The organism is Ereboglobus sp. PH5-5 (genome assembly GCF_029504805.1).
Taxonomy (GTDB): Bacteria; Verrucomicrobiota; Verrucomicrobiia; order Opitutales; family Opitutaceae; genus Ereboglobus.
This window is the reverse complement of the sequence record NZ_JAQFIT010000016.1, coordinates 1-16,981: the sequence shown is the minus strand read 5'-3', so window position 1 is coordinate 16,981 and position 16,981 is coordinate 1. Positions and strand designations below refer to the sequence as shown.

Below are 16,981 nucleotides of genomic sequence, written 5' to 3'. Positions count from 1 at the left end.
GTGTCAACCAAGCCCCTTTTGCATCCGCGCCCGCGAGTCAGGAAATGCGGTTGTTCGTGCGCTGCTGTTGGTTCGCCAAAAACGCGCCACGGGACAATATTTGATTCCCATGCGGTCCCCGTGTGTTTCCATAATGGCAGCCCTTTCAAATTCCGATGAACCTCACGCTCACCAACGCCGCTTCACCTAAAATCGCCATAGTCGGCGCCGGCGCGCTCGGCTGCTATTATGGCGCGCGTCTCGCACGGGCGGGCGAAAACGTCCACTTCCTCATGCGCGGCGATCTCGCCACCGTCCGCAAGCGCGGCCTCACCGTCTCGGTGCCAACCGAAACATTTCACCTGCCGCCCGAAACGCTGCGCACCGCCGCCACGCCCGGCGAAATCGGCCCGTGCGACCTCGTCATCATCGCCCTCAAGACAACCGCCAACGCATCGTTCCGCGAACTCATCACGCCGCTCCTCCACGACGGCACCACGATCCTGACCTTGCAAAACGGACTCGGCTCAGACGAGGAGCTCGCCGCCATTTTCGGCGCCGAACACATACTTGGCGGGATTTGCTTCATTTGTGTCAACCGCCTCGCGCCCGGCGAGATTTCATGCACCTCGACCGGCGCGCTCAGCCTGGGCGAGTTTCAACGTCCCGCAACCGAGCGCCTCCGCGCCATTGCTGAAAAGTTCACCCGCGCCGGAGTCAAAACCACCGTCAGCGACAACCTCATCGAACTGCGCTGGCGCAAACTCGTCTGGAATGTGCCCTTCAACGGCCTCTCGATTGCGGCCGGCGGAATCACGACCGACAAAATCATGGCGGATCCCGTGCTCGAAAACGAGGCCGCGGCGCTCATGCGCGAAATCGCGGCCGCGGCGGCGGCGCACGGTTGCGCAATCCCCGAATCATTCGTCCAAAAGCAGCTCGACACCACGCGCCCCATGGGCGCCTACAAACCCTCCAGCCTCATCGACTACCTCGCCAAGCGCGAGGTCGAGGTGGAATCCATCTGGGGCGAGCCCATGCGCCGCGCCAAGGCGCGCAACGTCCCCACCCCGCGCCTCGAAATGCTCCACGCGCTCCTGCACGCGCTTACATGAACGGAGGGCGGCTCCGCGTCATTTTCACAAAACACGAAAAAATAGTTTTACTAACGCCCGCGCATCCATCAGAACCTCCAATCTTGTGTTTGGGGCAGTAGCTCAGTTGATAGAGCGCGTCGTTCGCAACGACGAGGTCGCCGGTTTGATCCCGGTCTGCTCCACCAATTTTCCCCGATAAGAAAATACCCGTGGCAAAGGGTTGTGTCGGGCCGGCGAAACACCCGCCATTTCGCAACCCCGCCCTTGATTTGAAAAACCGGAATGATATTCCTTTCCCCATGCGTCCCCTGACCCTCCTCGCGCTCACCACCTCCACCGCGGGCCTCTGCCTCGCCGCGCAACCCGCCGGCGATATCAAAAAGCCCAATGTCGTTTTTATCCTGGCCGACGACCTCGGCTGGGGCGAACTCGGTTGCTACGGGCAGCAAAAAATAAAAACACCCAACATCGACAAGCTCGCCCGCGAAGGCCTCCGCTTCACCAACAGCTATTCCGGCGCCCCCGTCTGCGCGCCGGCGCGCACCACGTTGATGACCGGGCTGCACCTCGGCAACTCGCCCATTCGCGGCAACAAGGAAATACAGCCCGAGGGGCAATTCCCGATTCCCGCCGAACACACCCTGTTCCCGCAACTCTTCCAAAACGCGGGCTACGCGACGGCGGTCGTCGGGAAATGGGGCATGGGGCCGGTCGGTTCCGAGGGCGATCCGCTCAAGCGCGGCTTCGACCATTTCTTCGGCTACAACTGCCAGCGCATGGCGCACTCCTATTATCCGCCGCATCTTTGGAATGATGACCGGAAAATCATCATCAACCCAACTCCGGTTCCAGGGCGCGCCAAGTCGCCGCCGGACCAACCCGTTGACATGGCCACGTGGACCGGCGCGCAACACGCCTCGCCGCTCATCATCGAGGACGCGCTCCGGTTTATCGACGCGCAGGCGAAGGCGCAAAAACCGTTCTTTCTTTATTACACACCCACCGAGCCGCATGTCAGCCTGATGCCCGAAAAGGAATACCTCGACCGCTATCCCGAAAGTTGGGACGCCGACGCCTATCGCGGTGAAAACGGCTACACGCCGCAAACACGCCCGCGCGCCGCCTACGCCGCCATGATCACCGGGCTCGACGCATACGTCGGCAAAATTATGGCGAAACTCGACGAGCTCGGCATCGCGGACAACACGCTCATCATTTTCACCAGCGACAACGGCACCACGCTGCCCGGGCGCAACTCGAAACGCTGGAACACCGGCGGCGTTGACGCCGACTTTTTCAACTCCACCGCGGGCCTGCGCGGCTTCAAGGGCTCCGTTTACGAGGGCGGCATTCGCATCCCCTGCGTCATGCGCTGGCCGGGGAAAATCCCCGCCGGCGCCACCACGGATTTTCCGACCTATTTCCCCGACTACGCCCCGACGCTTTGCGCCGCCGCCGGCATTGAAAAGCCCGCCCGCGGCGACGGCGTCAACTTCCTCCCCGTCATGCTGGACAAGGGCGTCCGCCCCGAGCGCAACCCGATGGTCTGGGTGTTTCCCGAATACGGCGGACAAGCCGCCGTCCGCGTCGGCGAATACAAAGTGCTGCGCAGAAACCTGAACAAAAAACAACCCGGCGACTGGGAGGTTTACAACCTCGCCAACGACATCGGTGAAAAAGAAAACCTGGCCTCCACCCGCGCCGACCTGGTCAAAAAAGCCGTCGAGATTTTCAAAAAGGAAAAACGCCCCAACGCCATCTTTCCCGTAAACATCCCGGGAGTTTAACCGGCGCGGCGACAAAGACGTTTCTCACGGAAATCGCGCGCCATGATTACGCAGGTTTGTCATGGCGCTCCAGATCGCCAAGGACGGCATCAATGGGGCGGATGGTTTGGGCGGGGAGGAGTGAGTTTATTTTTGCAACGACTTGTTGGATGATGCCGTCGGGGCAGGAGGCTCCGCCGGTGATAAGAATGCGAAGCGGTTGACCCGGCGCGGAGGGACGCGGGAGGGTTTTGATCTCGGTATTGTCGAAGGGGGCGACGGTGACGCGCGGGCCGTGGGCGGGGAAATGGTAATGCTCGATGGCGTCGAGCGAGCGGATGTTGCGCTCGCTTTGGATGAAAAAGGCGCGCGGGCCGAGCGTTTGCTCGCAGAGACGGTAAAGCTGGTATGTGTTGGAGGAGTTTTTGCCGCCAATGACAATGGCGGCGTCGAGCGGCTCCGCGAGGGCGCGGCTGAGCGCGTCCTGATTGACTTGCGTGGCGTAGCAGAGGGTGTCGCGCTTGGCGTTGCCCCCGACGCGGGCGGCGGCTTCGACGGAGCCGTATTTGGCCGCGTAGGCGGAGCGGAGGTGCTCTATAATCGCAAGCGTTTCGTTCATCAGGAGCGTGGTTTGGTTGACCACGGCGACTCGCTGGAGGTCGCGGGTGATGTCGAAGCCCGGCGTGTGCTTGCCGGCAAAGGTGGCGGCAAATTTTTCACGGGCGGCGGCAAGCACGGACGAATCGCCCGAGTCGCCTTGGATGATGTCGGTGAGGATGCGGGCCTCGGCGAGGTTGCGCACAATGAGCGCAGGGGCGTGGCGGCGGGCGTTGGAAAAAGTGGCCTTGGTTTCCTCGTGCTCGTGCTTGCCGTGGATGATGATGGTGAAACCCTCGCGTCCGAAGGCGCGCGCCGCCTTCCAGACTTTTTCCACGAGCATGCAAGTGGCGTCGTATTGGAGGACGGGGATGCCCTTGCGCACAAGGCGCCGCTTGTCGTCGTCGGTTGCGCCGAAGGCGGGAATGATGACGATGTCGTCAGGTGTTAAAACATCCCAAAGCTGGCGTCCGTCGCCGGTGCCGATCGGCTGGCCTTTGTCGGTTTGGAGATAGCGGAGGCCGCGGCGGCGGAGGTCTTCGTTGACGTAGGGATTGTGGATAAGCTCGGAAAGCATGAAGACGCGGCGTCCGGGATTTTCGGCGAGCGTTTCGTAGGCGCGCTCAATGGCATTTTTCACGCCGAGACAAAATCCGAAGTGACTGGGGATGAGGTAGCGGACGGCGCCAAAGTCGAGGGGGACGGGAGCGGAGGCGGTGCGTTCGTTGGCGCGCGAGAGGGCCTTGATGGCGGAGCAGAGTTGCGATTGGTAGAGCGCGCGGGCATTGTCGTCGAGTTGGTAGATGCGGCTGTTGCGCTCCTTGTCGGGGCGGAATTTGTAGATAAAATCATTCTCGCCGAGGTGCAGATAGGGGATGGCGATGAGGTGCGGGTCGAGTTGCGCAAGGACACCGGCGAGGACTGGGTCGGGGGCGTCGGGCGCGGATTGCAACGAGTCGATGGAGGCAAAATGGATATCACGATCGACGGGTTCGCCTGTGACTTGCGCGAGGTGAACGTGCAGGCCGTCGCCGGTGGTGAATGCGGCGCGGGGGCCGGTGTGCGCTTGGAAAACGGCCTCAAGGCGGGCGAGGGTTTCGGGAAGATCGCCGCCGGTGAAGGCGAGTTGCGCGGAGGAGCCCGCGCGCCGGATGGCGAGCTGGTTGTTGGTGTTGAATGCGAGGATTGCGGTTGGCACGGGAGGGAGGGGAAGGCTGAAGGACTGAAGGGCTGAAAAGGATGCAAGAGGTTAGAACGGGATGCCTATTGAGAAGTGGAGGGTGCCGCCGGGGTCGTCGGCGCGCGGGTTCAGGTTGCGCCCGTATTCGAGGCGGAGGGGACCGAGAATTGTGTGATAACGGAAGCCCACGCCCGCGCTGTTCAACCATTCGTTGCCGGGGTAATCGGCGAGGTTCGCGCTGGCCCCGAGCAGGTCGTAGAAGATCACAAAGTTCAGGTTGCCGATCAGCGCCTGTTCGAGCTCCAAGTTGATTATCGTGTAAACTTTCGCGCCGAGAAAAGCGCCGTTGGCATCGCGCGGGGCGGCTTCGCCATCCTGGTAACCGCGGATGGTGTTTTCGCCGCCGGGATAAAAAAGTTTGTTGATGGGCAGCGGCGTGTCGCGATTGCCGAAGGGCGAGATGAGGCCCTGCGAAATGCCGGCGTGAATCCAGCGGGTTCGTCCCCAGGAAGTGTGATAATTGAAACCCGCGCGATAACGGTGATAGTCGGTGCGCCCGCCGAGGTAGTGGCTGGCAAACTCGCCCTGCAGATACCAATTGTATCCTCTTTTTGGAGACAGGGGATTGTCGCGCCGGTCGCGCGCGATGCTGAGGTTGATGGTGGCGGCGATGGTGCGGGCGGTTTTTCCGGCCTCGGGCGAAAGGGAGTCGCGGGTGTTGTTGAGCGACTCGTAGGTGTAGCCGCTGCTCACCTCGTAACCGCGCCTGGGCCAGGCGCGGCGGAGCGTGACGGTGCCGCCGTATTCAATGCGCTTGAATGCGGCCTCCTCGCGGCGCAGGCCGAAGGCGCTCACGGAGCCGTTGACGTTGCGGGCGAAGAGGTCCGGCACGCTGAAGGTGAGATCGCCGCTGGTGCTTTTGGAGGACTGGATGACCTGGAGGCGCGTCTGGTCGGCGATGCCGAGCGTGTTGAGTCGGCGTATTTCAAAACCGCCGCGCAACTGCTCGTAACTGCCCCAGCCGAGGAGGAGCGAGAGATTGGTGCCCGGGCTTTCGGTGAGGGTGAAAGTGAGGTCGCGCTCGGCGGAACCATCGTGCGCATAACCGGCCTCGATGCCGCGAAAGGCGCCAAGGCGGCTGATGCGGAAGCGCGCGGATTCGATGGCGAGCGGGTTGAGGAGATCGCCGGGGAGGAGGCGGATGCGGCGGTTGATGAGCGAGGGGCGCGTGTGGCGGTTGCCCTCGATTTTGACAATGCCGAGCCGCACCTGCGGGCCGGGTGTGATGTCAACACGAACGGCCACAGGCGTGACGGTTCGCGCATCGGCGATCCGGGGCGCGGGTGAATCGGGTGTGGCGATTGCAATTTGCGCGGTGATATCGGGGTAGCCTTTGCGATAAAAATACTGGCGGATTTGCTCGGCGATGTCCTGCTGCGCCCATTGCGACCAGGGTTTCGAAATAAAATCGCGGCGAAGTCTGGCGAGCAGGGTTTCGAGCGCAATATCGCTGGTTTCAACCGCGGTGACTTGGACGGTTTCGGGGAAACGGGCGTCGAGCGAATTAATTTCCCACAAGGAGCCCTCGTTGATGTTGATTTGCGCGGCAACACGGCCGGTGTCGTCGTCGATGCGCAGGTCGGCAACGGTGACGAGTGCGCCGGCATATCCCCGTTGCTTCAGGGTTTCCTCCAGCGCGGCGGCGGCGCCGCTGATTGCGGCGGGCGAATAGGGGATGGTTTTGTCGCCGAAGAGGCCCGTGTCGGGAAGGAAGAACTGGCGCGCGTCGTCGTCGGCGATGGTGGACGGACCTGTGTGCGTGAAAGTGACCTCGTTGAGTTTGTAGCGTTTTCCGGTTTCAATTTTGAAGCGGGCTGAGGTTGCTGAAAGTTCGCGGGGCAGGTCGAGTTCGAGGCTTTCGTTTGTGGTAAAGGTGAGCGGCGCGGCGGGCGGCGCCGGAGTGGTCGTGATCGTAAGCTTGGGGTGCATGTAACCCTTTTCGACAAGTTGCGAGATGAGAAGGAACGCGGCGTCCTCGACTTCGTTGGCGGTGAGCGCGGAGCCGTGGGTTTTGTCGAGTGAAAGTGTTCGCTGGAGCATGCGTTTGCTGGTGAGGTTTGCCCAGAAACCGCGCCCGCGAACTTTGATTTTTGGAGGGGAACTTTTTTCGGTGTCCGCGTTTTTTTCACTTGGCTTGAGCGGGGCGGCGGGGCCGCGGATTTTGCTGCGGTAGGCGAGCCAGCGCATGCCGAGGTTATAGGCGTCGAATTCGTCGTATTCGCCAACGGCGGTCCAGCGTTCGTCGAGCTTGTATTCGACGGTGTAGGTTTCGCGGCCCTGGCGTGTGAGTTTTTCGCCGCTGATGAGCGTGAGGCGGCTTTCGTCGGGCGAAAGGCCGAAGATGTCGTTGATGAGGCCCTGCCCGAGATAGGTGCCAAAGCTGAGCGCGCGCTGCTGGTCGCTGTAATTGATTTCGTTGTTCGGAGCCTCGCCGGCCATGACCATGAGGAGGATTTGCTCGGAGGTGAGCGCGGGGCTGGATGTGAAGGTGAGGCGCGGGTTTTCGGCGGTGCCGCGGACTTCCATGCGCAAGTCGTAGCCGAGGGTGCGCGAGGCGGCGGTGAACTCGATGCGCGGCATGTGCGGGGCCGCCTGGGTGAGGCGAACGCGCCCGGATTGCGCGGTGAAGGTGGCGAAGGGCAGGAGCACTTTACCGCTGTCGATGGTGGCGTCGCCGACGAGCCGCGGGTCGCCGAGCGTGCCGTCGAGCTTGAACGCGGCGGAAAGGCGCCCGGCGAACACGGTGGTGTTGATGCGCAAAAAACCGGGGCCGCGCACGTCGACGTCGAGACGCCACTTGTCGAGAGGGGGCGTCTCGATGGCGAAGAAGGGAGGACGGCTTTCCGGCCCGCTGGCGGGACGGGTTGACCAGAAGGCGCGCATGTCGGCGAGGAAGAGGCTTTCGCGAAGCCGAAGCGAACCTTGTATGACCGGAACGGAGCCGGCGGGTGTATCCGAATTCTTGATACGCAGGTCGATGTCACCGCGAACGAGCAGCCCGGGTTCGCGGGCGAAGGGAACATTGGACGCCTTGAGCACGAGGTCGGGCTGGATGGCGGCCACGGTGTTGTCGGGGAAAACAACGCTGCCCGTGAGCGTGGCGGGCTGGTTGCCGATAAGGGCGGTGGCGGTGGTGATTTCGAAACGGCGGCCCGTGAGTCGCGCGTCCGCGTTGATGGCATTGACAACGCCGAGCGGCGCAAGCGGCCGAAGCGCGGCGTCGTGAAGCTGGAGACGGCCCTCGAGCGGTTTGCCGGGGACGAGGTTGAGCGATAGTTCGAGGCGTCCGCGGGGGGCGAGGATGGAATTGCTGTATTCGGCAAAAGCGGAAAGGTCGGCGTTGGTGTCCAGGCGCAGGGTCTCGACTTCCGGCGAGAGATTTTTATCGAGGGTAAAACGCGCGGCGGCGGTGACGGGTTGCCCGGCGAGGAGCAGGGAAAATTGCTCAAGGTTGATCGTGGAGCCGTCGGTGTTGAGTTTTGTGGCGAGGCCGGTGATTTCCGGAAGCGGAGGGAGAGCGGGAAGCTTGGCGAAGCGCTTGGGCCAGCGGGTTTGGTCGAAGCTGAGGCGCGCGATGGTGATGTCGGCATGGGCGTCGGGTTTCCTCAGCGTGCCCTCGACGCGGGCGCTGATGCGCGGTGATTCGAGCGTGATGCCGGTGGCCTCGGCGAGATTATGCCAGAAAGGGCTGTCGGGCTGGGTGTGGGCGCTGAGCGCGAGCGGGGCGCTTTTGTCCATGCGAAACAGGGTTTCGCCGACGGGACTAACGGTGATCGGGATGGTGCCTGAAACGTGGGCGACGAGGGAACGGCTCGCGGTTTCGCTGACGGTGAGGCGGTCGATGCTCAGGCCTTTTGGGGTAAGACTGGCGGCGACATTGATGAGCGCGGAGTCTGGCAGTCCGGGCGTTTCACGCGCGGCGGCGGGAAGCGTTTGCGCGTAGTCGAAACGGGCGTCGAGCGTGACGGACGCGGAGAGCGCGGCATCGGGATCGGGCAGCGAGGCGTTGATTTCGGCGGAGGCAACATGCCAGGGAAGCGGCCCGGTGTCGACGATGTCGGAAAATAGCGCGGAGTCGATGTTGGCGGCGGTGAAGGAAAGCGAGATGGCGCGCGCGACGGCGGCCTGCAGCGATAACTTGGACACACCATCGGGCGAGGCGAACGAAAGGGGCTCGAGCGTGAAGGAGCCGTCGGCCGCGCGGCTGAAGGTGGCGGGGGCGAGAAGCGAGAGGAGGCTGGTGTTGTTTTTGCGAATGGAGGCCGAGGCGAGCGTGACGCTTTGCGCGGAGACGCCGGTGGCGGCGAGGATGAGCTCGGTCCCGGCGGCATTGAGAGTGAGGTTGAGCGCGTCGGCGGCGAGGTCCCGCCCGCGCCAACTGGCGGTGATGTTGACGGGATTCTCGAGCACGGAAGCGCGCGCGTTTTGGATTTCGATGGAGCCGCGATGCTCGGGCGCGGTTGCGGGTCCCTCGGCGGAAACGGTGAGCGTAATGCCATCAAAAGCGACTCCGGCGGGCAGGAAACGGGCGACGTCCGCGGGCAGAACGCGGGCGGAGAGCGTGGTTTTGGAAAGCGTGCGCGCAGTGATGTCGTATTGGCCGGAGGCGTTGAGTTGCGAACCGTCGGGAAGCGCGAGGTCGAGGGCGTTCAGGCGGGTGAGGTGATCGTCCTGGGTGAGGTTGATCGCGAGTCGGTCGACGGCGATTCCGGCGAGCTGGATGTTTTCCGCCTGGAGGCGGGCGTCGGCGTGGAGTTTGTCGAAGCGCGTGGAATCGAGCGCGACTTCGCCGGTGACGCGACCTTGCGCGGCAAACCAGGGTTGTTGCGCGAGATCGGCATCGAACGTGAAACGGGATTGCGGCGAGAGGAGGCGAAGATCGCGCGTGATGGAAACGGGCGCGGAGAGTTTTGCGGCGATGCCGGGGATCGCAATGTCGAGCACGGTGATGTCGATTTGTTCGGGCGTGCCTTGGGCGTGGAAGGCGATGTCGAGGGGCGGGGCGGATTCCTCTGGCGCGGCTTCGGCATGGGCGGCGATGTCGGCGGTGAGGCGGGTGTCGCGATATTCGATGCGCGCCGAGCCGGTCGCGGTTGTGTAGGGCGCGGGAAAATTGACGCGGGCGAGCTGCCCGGCGGTGAGCGAAAGTGACGGGGCGTCGAGCAACGCCTCGGAGGGAAGCCAGCCGGCGGGATCGAAACGGGCGGTGAGCGCGGCGGTTTGGTCGAGGAGCTTGATGGTTGCGGCAAGGTTCTCGCCGGCAAGCGTGGCGTCGATGGTATTGGCGTGCTTGCCGGGGTCGGTGTGCGCGAGGTGCAGCGCAAGCATGCCGGTCGCGTTTTCCAATGTGATGGATGCGGCGGCGGTGTGATTGCGGTAGCGTGCGGAGGCGATTTCGAGGAGGGATTTGTTTTTGTCCGAACGCCAGTTGATTGAATCGATTTCGAGAGGCGCGCCGGCGATCTCGACCCGCCCCCGGTTAATCTGCAACTCGGGCAGCCACGGGGTGAGTTGCGACAGGAGGGAATCAACCGTGCCTAACACGGACCGGAGACCGCGTGACGATGATGCGGGCGCGGCATCATCAGCGCGGGCGGGCGTGTTTTTTATTGTGACACGGCAGTCGTCGATTGTGACGGGGCCGGGTTGCGAAAAAGCGCGGTGCCAAAGAAGCAGCCAGGGCGTGTCGAGTTCGACACGGGTGGCGGAAATGTCGGCGGCCGGCGTGGCGACCATCAAATCGGAAAGCACGAGGCGCGAGTAGCCGTTGGTATCGGCGGCGGCGAAGGTGACGCCGTTTCGCTTGAGCAGCGGGCGTGACACCGGCGCAATCCACCACGGCGATGCGAGCACACCGATGATCAGTGCGGCAAGGAGGACGAGAAATATGCGGCGTAGGCGGCGCATGGATTGCTATACATTGGATGAAGGCGCGCAGGCGCGCGGGCAATATCAAGTTGAGCGCGACCCCGCATGCGTCCGGCGCGCGCATGCCGGACACCGCCCGCGTTTCACCGCGAACAAAAACTCACGCGCCATCGGTGGCGAGTGGCTTGATGCTCTCACGGAGGGTTTCGATAAAGAGCGAGGCGCCGCGGCTTTGGTAGCGTTGAGGGTGGCGGATAAGGGCAATTTCACGGGTCGGGGCGCGTCCGCTGAGATCGCGGTAAACGATGCGTGAGTCGTCCCCGGAAACACGCGAAAGCTGCGGAAGGATGGAAATGCCCAGCCCCATGGCGACAAAGGATTTCACCGTGGCGATTTGCGAGCAGCGATAGCCGATCATGGGTTCGAAATCGTGCGCGCCGCAGAAGCCCTGAATCTTGGCGGCAAGGGCGCTCGAATGTCCGAGAAGCGCGAAGGTTTCGTTGCGAAGGTCGTCGCCCGAGACGGTCGGTTGCGTCGCGAGGGGATGCGTTTTCGAGACGGCGAGGAGGAGCGGCTCGGTGAAAAGCGTCTCGACAGCGACGCGGGCGTCGGTGACGGGCATGGAAACAAGCGCCATGTCGAGATCGCCTTCGAGCACGGATTTGACAAGCGCGGGGCGAAAATCCTCGCGGGCGTGGATGATGAGGTCGGGGTGCTTTTGGAGCGCCTGCCCGATGATGGCAGTCATGAGATGCGGCATGACAGTGGGGATTGCGCCGACGGTGATGCGCCGTTCGAGCGTCGGGGCGTCCTTGATTTCGCGGGTGGCAGCCTCGATCTCGTGCAAGACACGCCGGGCGCGTCCGATAAAGAGCTCGCCGCTTTCAGTGAGCACGGCCTTGCGCCCGAGACGATGAAAGAGCTTATGGCCAAGCTCCGCCTCAAGATTTATAATCTGCTGGCTCAACGATGGTTGCGAAACATGACAGTGCTCGGCCGCACGGGTGAAATTGCCCGTTTTGGCAACCGCGACAAAATAGCGTAGTTGATGGATTTCCATAAAGTTACGTCAAATTGATAGCTTTAAACTATTGTTGCAATAAAATCTAAGTATTTCCCCTATTGCGCCCTTATGGTAGTTTAATGGCATCTCCATTCCGTCTCGGAGTGGACTAACACTAAACAGAAAGTAACCAACATGAAAAACAACCGCTCAATCTTCGCAGCTCTCATAGTTGCCGTATTGATCGCCCTGGCGATCCTTGTGGCTCCGGTGAGCGCCACCGTGAAGTTAACCGGCATTTTGGGTTACGGGGTCGTTTTGTCGCTCATCACCATGGGCTTCATCGAATACGGCCACGGAACCAGGCACAATGCCTCCCGTTAAGCGTTTGTTTTCTTAGATAGAACCCACGAGGCTCGGATGAATATCCGGGCCTCTTTAATTTTAATCACGCCAAACACGAAATCGCGCGAACATGGCGTTTAAAAGCTCCCCACCCCGCCGGCACCGATCCGTAAATTGCAGGAAGCGCATGGAGCGCATGCGGTTTGCCTCGCGTTCGCACACCGAGTTCATTGTATGCATTTTCATGCCGCAAGCTTTCACAAAAACGTCACGCCGCGCCCCTTCCTCAAAACCATTCCGTGCCGCGCGCCGGGGCGCCTGTTGTGCGGCGACTTTGATTCTCCCCGCGCTTTTAATTTGCGCCATTTCCGCAGCCCCCTCCCCCGCCCCAACATCCGCAACCAACAAGCCGAATGCCGCGCGCGACCATCAGAAAATAACATCCGGCATGGATTGCATCGCCATCAGCAACACCGTCGAAAAATCAGTGGAGGTCCATAATTACAACGACACGACATGGGACGCATCCACCCGGCTGTGGCAGTTCAAACCCGTGCCCGAACTGGGCTTTTCCCCCGACGCCATCAAGGCGATGGGAGCCGGCGTGGGCGACCTGAAACTTCGCAACACAACGGGATTCCCCGGCAAGGCGGCGTCGGCCTGCGCCGTGCAGGGCGGACGCTGGCTCGCCGTGGTGGCACATGAGCCCGCGGGCAATCACGTAAAAGGGCAGAAACTATGGGAGAAAATTTATCCGCCGGCGGAAGACCCCAACAATCACGCCGTGGAACTCCTCCCCAACGGCAACCTCGCCGTCGCGGGAACGGGACAACGCCGCCCCGGCAAGGGCAACTGGGTGCGAATATACAACACCTCCAACCCCGCCGTGACGGATGATTATGCCGAGGCGCCGCTTTGCGCCGCGCACGCCCTTCTTTGGGATCCGGCTTACAACATCCTGTGGGCGGGCGGCACGATTCATATCGAGGGCAAGGAATGGCACGGCATCTTTGCCTATGTTATTGGCGGAACGAGGGAGCGTCCGACAATCACCGAGGATGTGTCCAAAAGAAGCATCAGGCCGCGCGGAGCGTCTCCAAACGGACTCAAATGGCCGCACGACCTCTCCCCGGATTTTGATGATATTAATAAACTATGGTATGCTGATCATTCCGGAGTATATGTTTATAACAAAACAGAAAAAACATTCACGCCGGCCCCCGGGGACGCGCGACGATTCGACGGGGTTAATATTAAATCGGCCGGGAAGCTGCCGGGGAAGAACGGAAAAATTATTGTCACCGAGTCATCCAACAAACCGGGCCCGTGCCGTTACACGACAAACACGGTTTCCTTCTACGACCCGGCCACGGGCGATTTGTCATTCACACGCACCACCCCCGCCTGCACAATATACAGGGCGAGAATATGGTCCCCGCGCTACCAGTAAGCGCGACTCGCGCGATGTAAGGTGAACCATCCAAGCCAACAACCATGGCAAACAACGTCCCAGCTTCGGCTAAAACGCGATGAGCAGCTTTTGTTCGCTCCGCTCGGGGCTGTTTCGCCGCGACGCACGACGCCATCTCCGCACTGCCCCGCCCCGCTCCCCCAGGGCAAACACTCCTTCCGTTCACGGCCTAGTTCATCCAAAATGCCCCGATCAGACTTGCGATAGGGATGCAACTGCCCATGCTATGCAAAAAAAACTCGCACACCAACCCATCGCGCGCGCACCTCGACAACCCCACATCGCGGTCAATTTTGCTTTTCCTATGTCTACAACGGCACCCAACCCGTCGCCGAAATTGACGCGACCACGCGCCGACTGCTGCGCACCTTCGCTTGGGGCGCTACCGGCGAACTGCTCATGATCCACGACCGCACAATCCCCGCCAGCACGCAAACTTACCTGCCCGTGCGCGACGCCTCGGGCAGCGTCACGGCCTTGGTGCGCGACGATGGCAACAGCACTACAATCGTCGCCGTTTACGAATACGACCCCAACGGCAACCTTCTGCGCGCGCAGGGCGAGTATGCGAAGAAAAACCCCTTCACCTTTGGCGGCGGTTGGATGGATTGGGAGACGGGCCTGGTTAGCGCCGGCTCGGTGTATTATTCCGCGCGGCTGGGACGCTATATAAATTCCGGACCTTCCGGTGCCGGCGATGGCATCAGCGCCTGCTTTGGCGTCGATCCATCCATCAATTATCACCACACGCGCCAATACGCCCGCCCGTCCTCGCGACGCAACACCTCCACGCCGAGCTGGCAGTCGGTCAATCCCGCCGAACTGGCGGCCTACGAGGCGGCGTGGACCGCCTATGAAACGGCACGGGTGGCCTATGAGCAGGCCGCTGAGGCGGAGAGCATGGCACTGGACGGTGAACGAAGCCATAATCCCGATTGCGAGTCGCCCGAGGATAATACGGCCGATGAGTTCATCGCGGATGAGCATGACTATCATCAAAATGCCGTTTTTAACTCCAGGGACCACGGCTTGAGCAATGCCTATTTGATAGGCACGGACCACCGCGAAGGCGGCGCTTATATTGAATATTACAGCGACGGAAGCATGCTGGTGACGAACACCCTTGGCAGCACCCTCTTGATCGAAAATGACGGCACTGCCACACTAAACTTCAGCGCTGCCCAACTGGAGATTATGCAAGCCCCAGACAGTGTAACGATGGCCGGAGGTGGAACGTCGAAAATCCCGACGAGTGGTTCTGGTTGGGGATCTGTAATGATCGTCTATGATGGGAAGGAAAAAGCAGATCCAAATAATCCAAAACATGCGACTGGTGCACAGTTGAAGACGCTGGCAACGAAAACGGTAACTGATCCTAAGTATGCAATTGACGCCCAAAGCGGATTTATAGCCTCTGCTCTCGCAACAGAAAGTGGAATCAATACCCACTCGGTAAAATATGTCGTGGTATTAGATCATGGTGATGAGAATTGGTATGGGGGAATGCGACAGCAGCTTGGAGATCGATTGCTCACTGCAGACGATATAAAATCATTAAGTATATATGTTGAAAGAGGTGGCGCGATAGTGCTTTTCGGGTGTTCAGCAGGTGACTCGGGCCGTTATCTTCAGAGCATGGCCAATGAAGCAGGTGTGCGCGTTTATGGATTCCCATTCACAGTAGAACTTAAAAAAGACCAAGCATTACCGTCGCCTGCGGCTGATTGGCCATATAGAGATCCCGTAAGGAAGGGGCCATAATTGAGGGCATACGCATGAAAAAAATAACATTAATAATGTGTCTGAGCTCCTTCGTTTTTTTCGCAAAACTAAGAGCAGATCTGGAGGTGATTGAAGGTATGGCATATGAAGAAAATAAGAATATACGGATTTATGCTGACGTTGGAAAAAAACACTCCCTTGAAATCTCAGATGGTGCCGCACCTAAAGAGACAGGCGAATGGTGGACTGTTCGTGCTTATATACAAAATGCAGGAAAGCAGCGAGTCGGAATACTTTTGGGGCGAGATACTAATGTCTTGATTGCCAAGCCGGACAAAACGAGTGCAAGCGTCACTTATGAAATATCAAGTGATACAGGTGTTAGTGGCTTCACGATAAAACCGCCTATTAGTGACTTGCGGCTTGTAGAGCTAGATCCCGGTGAAGTTGCACAGCTCCCCGTTGCGAATGTGCAACTCACGAAAAAGGGAACGCTTAAAAAGATGCAGATCGGATATTCCGTCGGCGAAGATTTTGCAAAGTGGTTTAATGTTTGGGCGGGCGAAATCACGTTGGTTTTAGATAAAGATCATCCGCCGAAAAAAGTGGGAATTTCCGAAGGGGTCAGGACGTTGTCCGTTGATTTTTCCCTCTAGCCGCCGCAACGCGAACGAACGTCATCCGCACGCAAACGAACGCGATAACGTCGCACGAACGCCCTGCGGCACACGTCGCGCCAGACGCGGCGCGGAGGCCGCGCCCGTCACGCCGTCTGCTTGCTCCCTCGCACGCGATGGCGTGCTCAGTCCGCAACAACCGCCCACAAGCCAACCATAGCACGGCGTTGCCAGCGTGCCAATTTGGTCAAAAATTAAAAAAATTTAAGAAAAACGCAATGGGAACAGCTTCTCGACAACAACCGCCGTATTATTTTTTGCGCTACGATGGGGGAGAGTGTTTCCGCACCGGCAATTCGGGCACTCAAGTGCAAACGGGGGTTTCACCCAAAACCTTTATGCTCCGCCATTCCCGCGCGGTTCCACGGCCAAACTTGCCTACATCAACCAAACACCCCAATGACTTGCCCGCCTCGTGCCACTTGTCCCGAGTCAACCCGATTGCTGTTGCCACAATCTCTTTCACTTGTGATCAACTCGTCGAAATTACGGTAGGGACGCGACTGCCCACGCTATGTAAAGAACGTGGCCTATCCTTGCCGAAATCATCCATCCGCCAACCGCTGATCATCAGCTTCACCTACGATTACGCCAACCGCCGCGTCGGCAAACGCGTGCAGGAAAAGACTGGCGGCCAGTGGCGGGAACGCTACCATCACCTCTATGTCTACAACGGCACCCAACCCGTCGCCGAAATTGACGCGACCACGCGCCGGGTGCTGCGCACCTTCGCTTGGGGCGCTACCGGCGAACTGCTCATGATCCACGACCGCACCAACACAGCCAGCCCGCAAACCTACCTGCCTGTGCGCGACGCCTCGGGCAGCGTCACGGCCTTGGTGCGCGACGATGGCAACGGCACTACAATCGTCGCCGTTTACGAATACGACCCCAACGGCAACCTTCTGCGCGCACAGGGCGAGTATGCGAAGAAAAACCCCTTCACCTTTGGCGACGGTTGGATGGATTGGGAGACGGGCCTGGTTAGTGCCGGCTCGGTGTATTATTCCGCGCGGCTGGGACGCTATATAAATTCCGGGCCTTCCGGCGCCGGCGACGGTTTGGTGGCATATTACGGCGTTGCCCCCACAGTCAGTTGCCTGCCCCTGCGCCAATACGCTCGACCCGAGGCGCTACTGCGCTTCGCCGACCCGGGTTTCACGATCGATTCCCCCGAATGGCTGGCATACGAGGCGGCGCTGGCGGCGGCCGAGGC

General features: G+C 60.6%; 9 protein-coding genes, 1 tRNA gene and 1 pseudogene. 8 read left to right on the top strand and 3 right to left on the bottom strand.

Going from position 1 to position 16,981, the window contains the following annotated elements:
• Positions 1-155 precede the first annotated feature (155 nt).
• The 3 genes from M2103_RS11090 to M2103_RS11080 all read left to right on the top strand — a co-directional run bounded on the left by M2103_RS11090 (position 156) and on the right by M2103_RS11080 (position 2,863).
• The gene (locus M2103_RS11090) at positions 156-1,094 is read left to right on the top strand and encodes a 2-dehydropantoate 2-reductase (RefSeq protein ID WP_277510586.1); all 939 of its coding nucleotides are present in this window, start codon (positions 156-158) and stop codon (positions 1,092-1,094) included.
• A gap of 91 nt (positions 1,095-1,185) precedes the next feature.
• A tRNA-Ala gene (locus M2103_RS11085) sits at positions 1,186-1,261 on the top strand.
• A gap of 114 nt (positions 1,262-1,375) precedes the next feature.
• Positions 1,376-2,863: an arylsulfatase gene (locus tag M2103_RS11080; protein ID WP_277510584.1), complete on the top strand. Its 1,488-nt coding sequence runs from the start codon at positions 1,376-1,378 to the stop codon at positions 2,861-2,863.
• Positions 2,864-2,909: 46 nt separating this feature from the next.
• Here M2103_RS11080 and ispH read toward each other — a convergent pair whose 3' ends face one another.
• The 3 genes from ispH to M2103_RS11065 form a co-directional block, all read right to left on the bottom strand.
• Positions 2,910-4,637, bottom strand: coding sequence for a 4-hydroxy-3-methylbut-2-enyl diphosphate reductase (ispH, locus tag M2103_RS11075; protein ID WP_277510583.1), 1,728 nt, complete (start codon positions 4,635-4,637; stop codon positions 2,910-2,912).
• Between the two features lie 51 nt (positions 4,638-4,688).
• Positions 4,689-10,586 carry a translocation/assembly module TamB domain-containing protein gene (locus tag M2103_RS11070; protein ID WP_277510582.1) on the bottom strand — a complete coding sequence of 1,966 codons (5,898 nt, stop codon included), beginning with the start codon at positions 10,584-10,586 and terminating at the stop codon, positions 4,689-4,691.
• A gap of 121 nt (positions 10,587-10,707) precedes the next feature.
• The gene (locus M2103_RS11065) at positions 10,708-11,607 is read right to left on the bottom strand and encodes a LysR family transcriptional regulator (protein WP_277510581.1); all 900 of its coding nucleotides are present in this window, start codon (positions 11,605-11,607) and stop codon (positions 10,708-10,710) included.
• Between the two features lie 138 nt (positions 11,608-11,745).
• Between M2103_RS11065 and M2103_RS11060 the strand changes: the two genes are divergently transcribed.
• The 5 genes and pseudogenes from M2103_RS11060 to M2103_RS11040 form a co-directional block, all read left to right on the top strand.
• Positions 11,746-11,934 (top strand): hypothetical protein, encoded by a 189-nt coding sequence (locus tag M2103_RS11060; RefSeq protein WP_108825402.1) that lies wholly within the window; start codon positions 11,746-11,748, stop codon positions 11,932-11,934.
• 409 nt (positions 11,935-12,343) lie between these two features.
• Positions 12,344-13,345, top strand: coding sequence for a DUF6528 family protein (locus M2103_RS11055; RefSeq protein ID WP_277510579.1), 1,002 nt, complete (start codon positions 12,344-12,346; stop codon positions 13,343-13,345).
• Between the two features lie 420 nt (positions 13,346-13,765).
• The gene (locus tag M2103_RS11050; RefSeq protein ID WP_277510578.1) at positions 13,766-15,127 is read left to right on the top strand and encodes a hypothetical protein; all 1,362 of its coding nucleotides are present in this window, start codon (positions 13,766-13,768) and stop codon (positions 15,125-15,127) included.
• Positions 15,128-15,141: 14 nt separating this feature from the next.
• Positions 15,142-15,744: a hypothetical protein gene (locus M2103_RS11045; RefSeq protein WP_277510576.1), complete on the top strand. Its 603-nt coding sequence runs from the start codon at positions 15,142-15,144 to the stop codon at positions 15,742-15,744.
• Between the two features lie 557 nt (positions 15,745-16,301).
• A pseudogene (locus M2103_RS11040) lies at positions 16,302-16,981 on the top strand (hypothetical protein); the annotation flags it as partial.

What these genes read in the sequence shown, in the direction of transcription:
- M2103_RS11055 (WP_277510579.1), top strand. Translation starts at nt 12,344, where the DNA reads ATGGATTGCATCGCCATCAGCAACACCGTCGAAAAATCAGTGGAGGTC.
- M2103_RS11090 (WP_277510586.1), top strand. Translation starts at nt 156, where the DNA reads ATGAACCTCACGCTCACCAACGCCGCTTCACCTAAAATCGCCATAGTC.
- M2103_RS11060 (WP_108825402.1), top strand. Translation starts at nt 11,746, where the DNA reads ATGAAAAACAACCGCTCAATCTTCGCAGCTCTCATAGTTGCCGTATTG.
- M2103_RS11070 (WP_277510582.1), bottom strand. Translation starts at nt 10,586, where the DNA reads ATGCGCCGCCTACGCCGCATATTTCTCGTCCTCCTTGCCGCACTGATC.
- M2103_RS11045 (WP_277510576.1), top strand. Translation starts at nt 15,142, where the DNA reads ATGAAAAAAATAACATTAATAATGTGTCTGAGCTCCTTCGTTTTTTTC.
- M2103_RS11065 (WP_277510581.1), bottom strand. Translation starts at nt 11,607, where the DNA reads ATGGAAATCCATCAACTACGCTATTTTGTCGCGGTTGCCAAAACGGGC.
- M2103_RS11050 (WP_277510578.1), top strand. Translation starts at nt 13,766, where the DNA reads ATGATCCACGACCGCACAATCCCCGCCAGCACGCAAACTTACCTGCCC.
- M2103_RS11080 (WP_277510584.1), top strand. Translation starts at nt 1,376, where the DNA reads ATGCGTCCCCTGACCCTCCTCGCGCTCACCACCTCCACCGCGGGCCTC.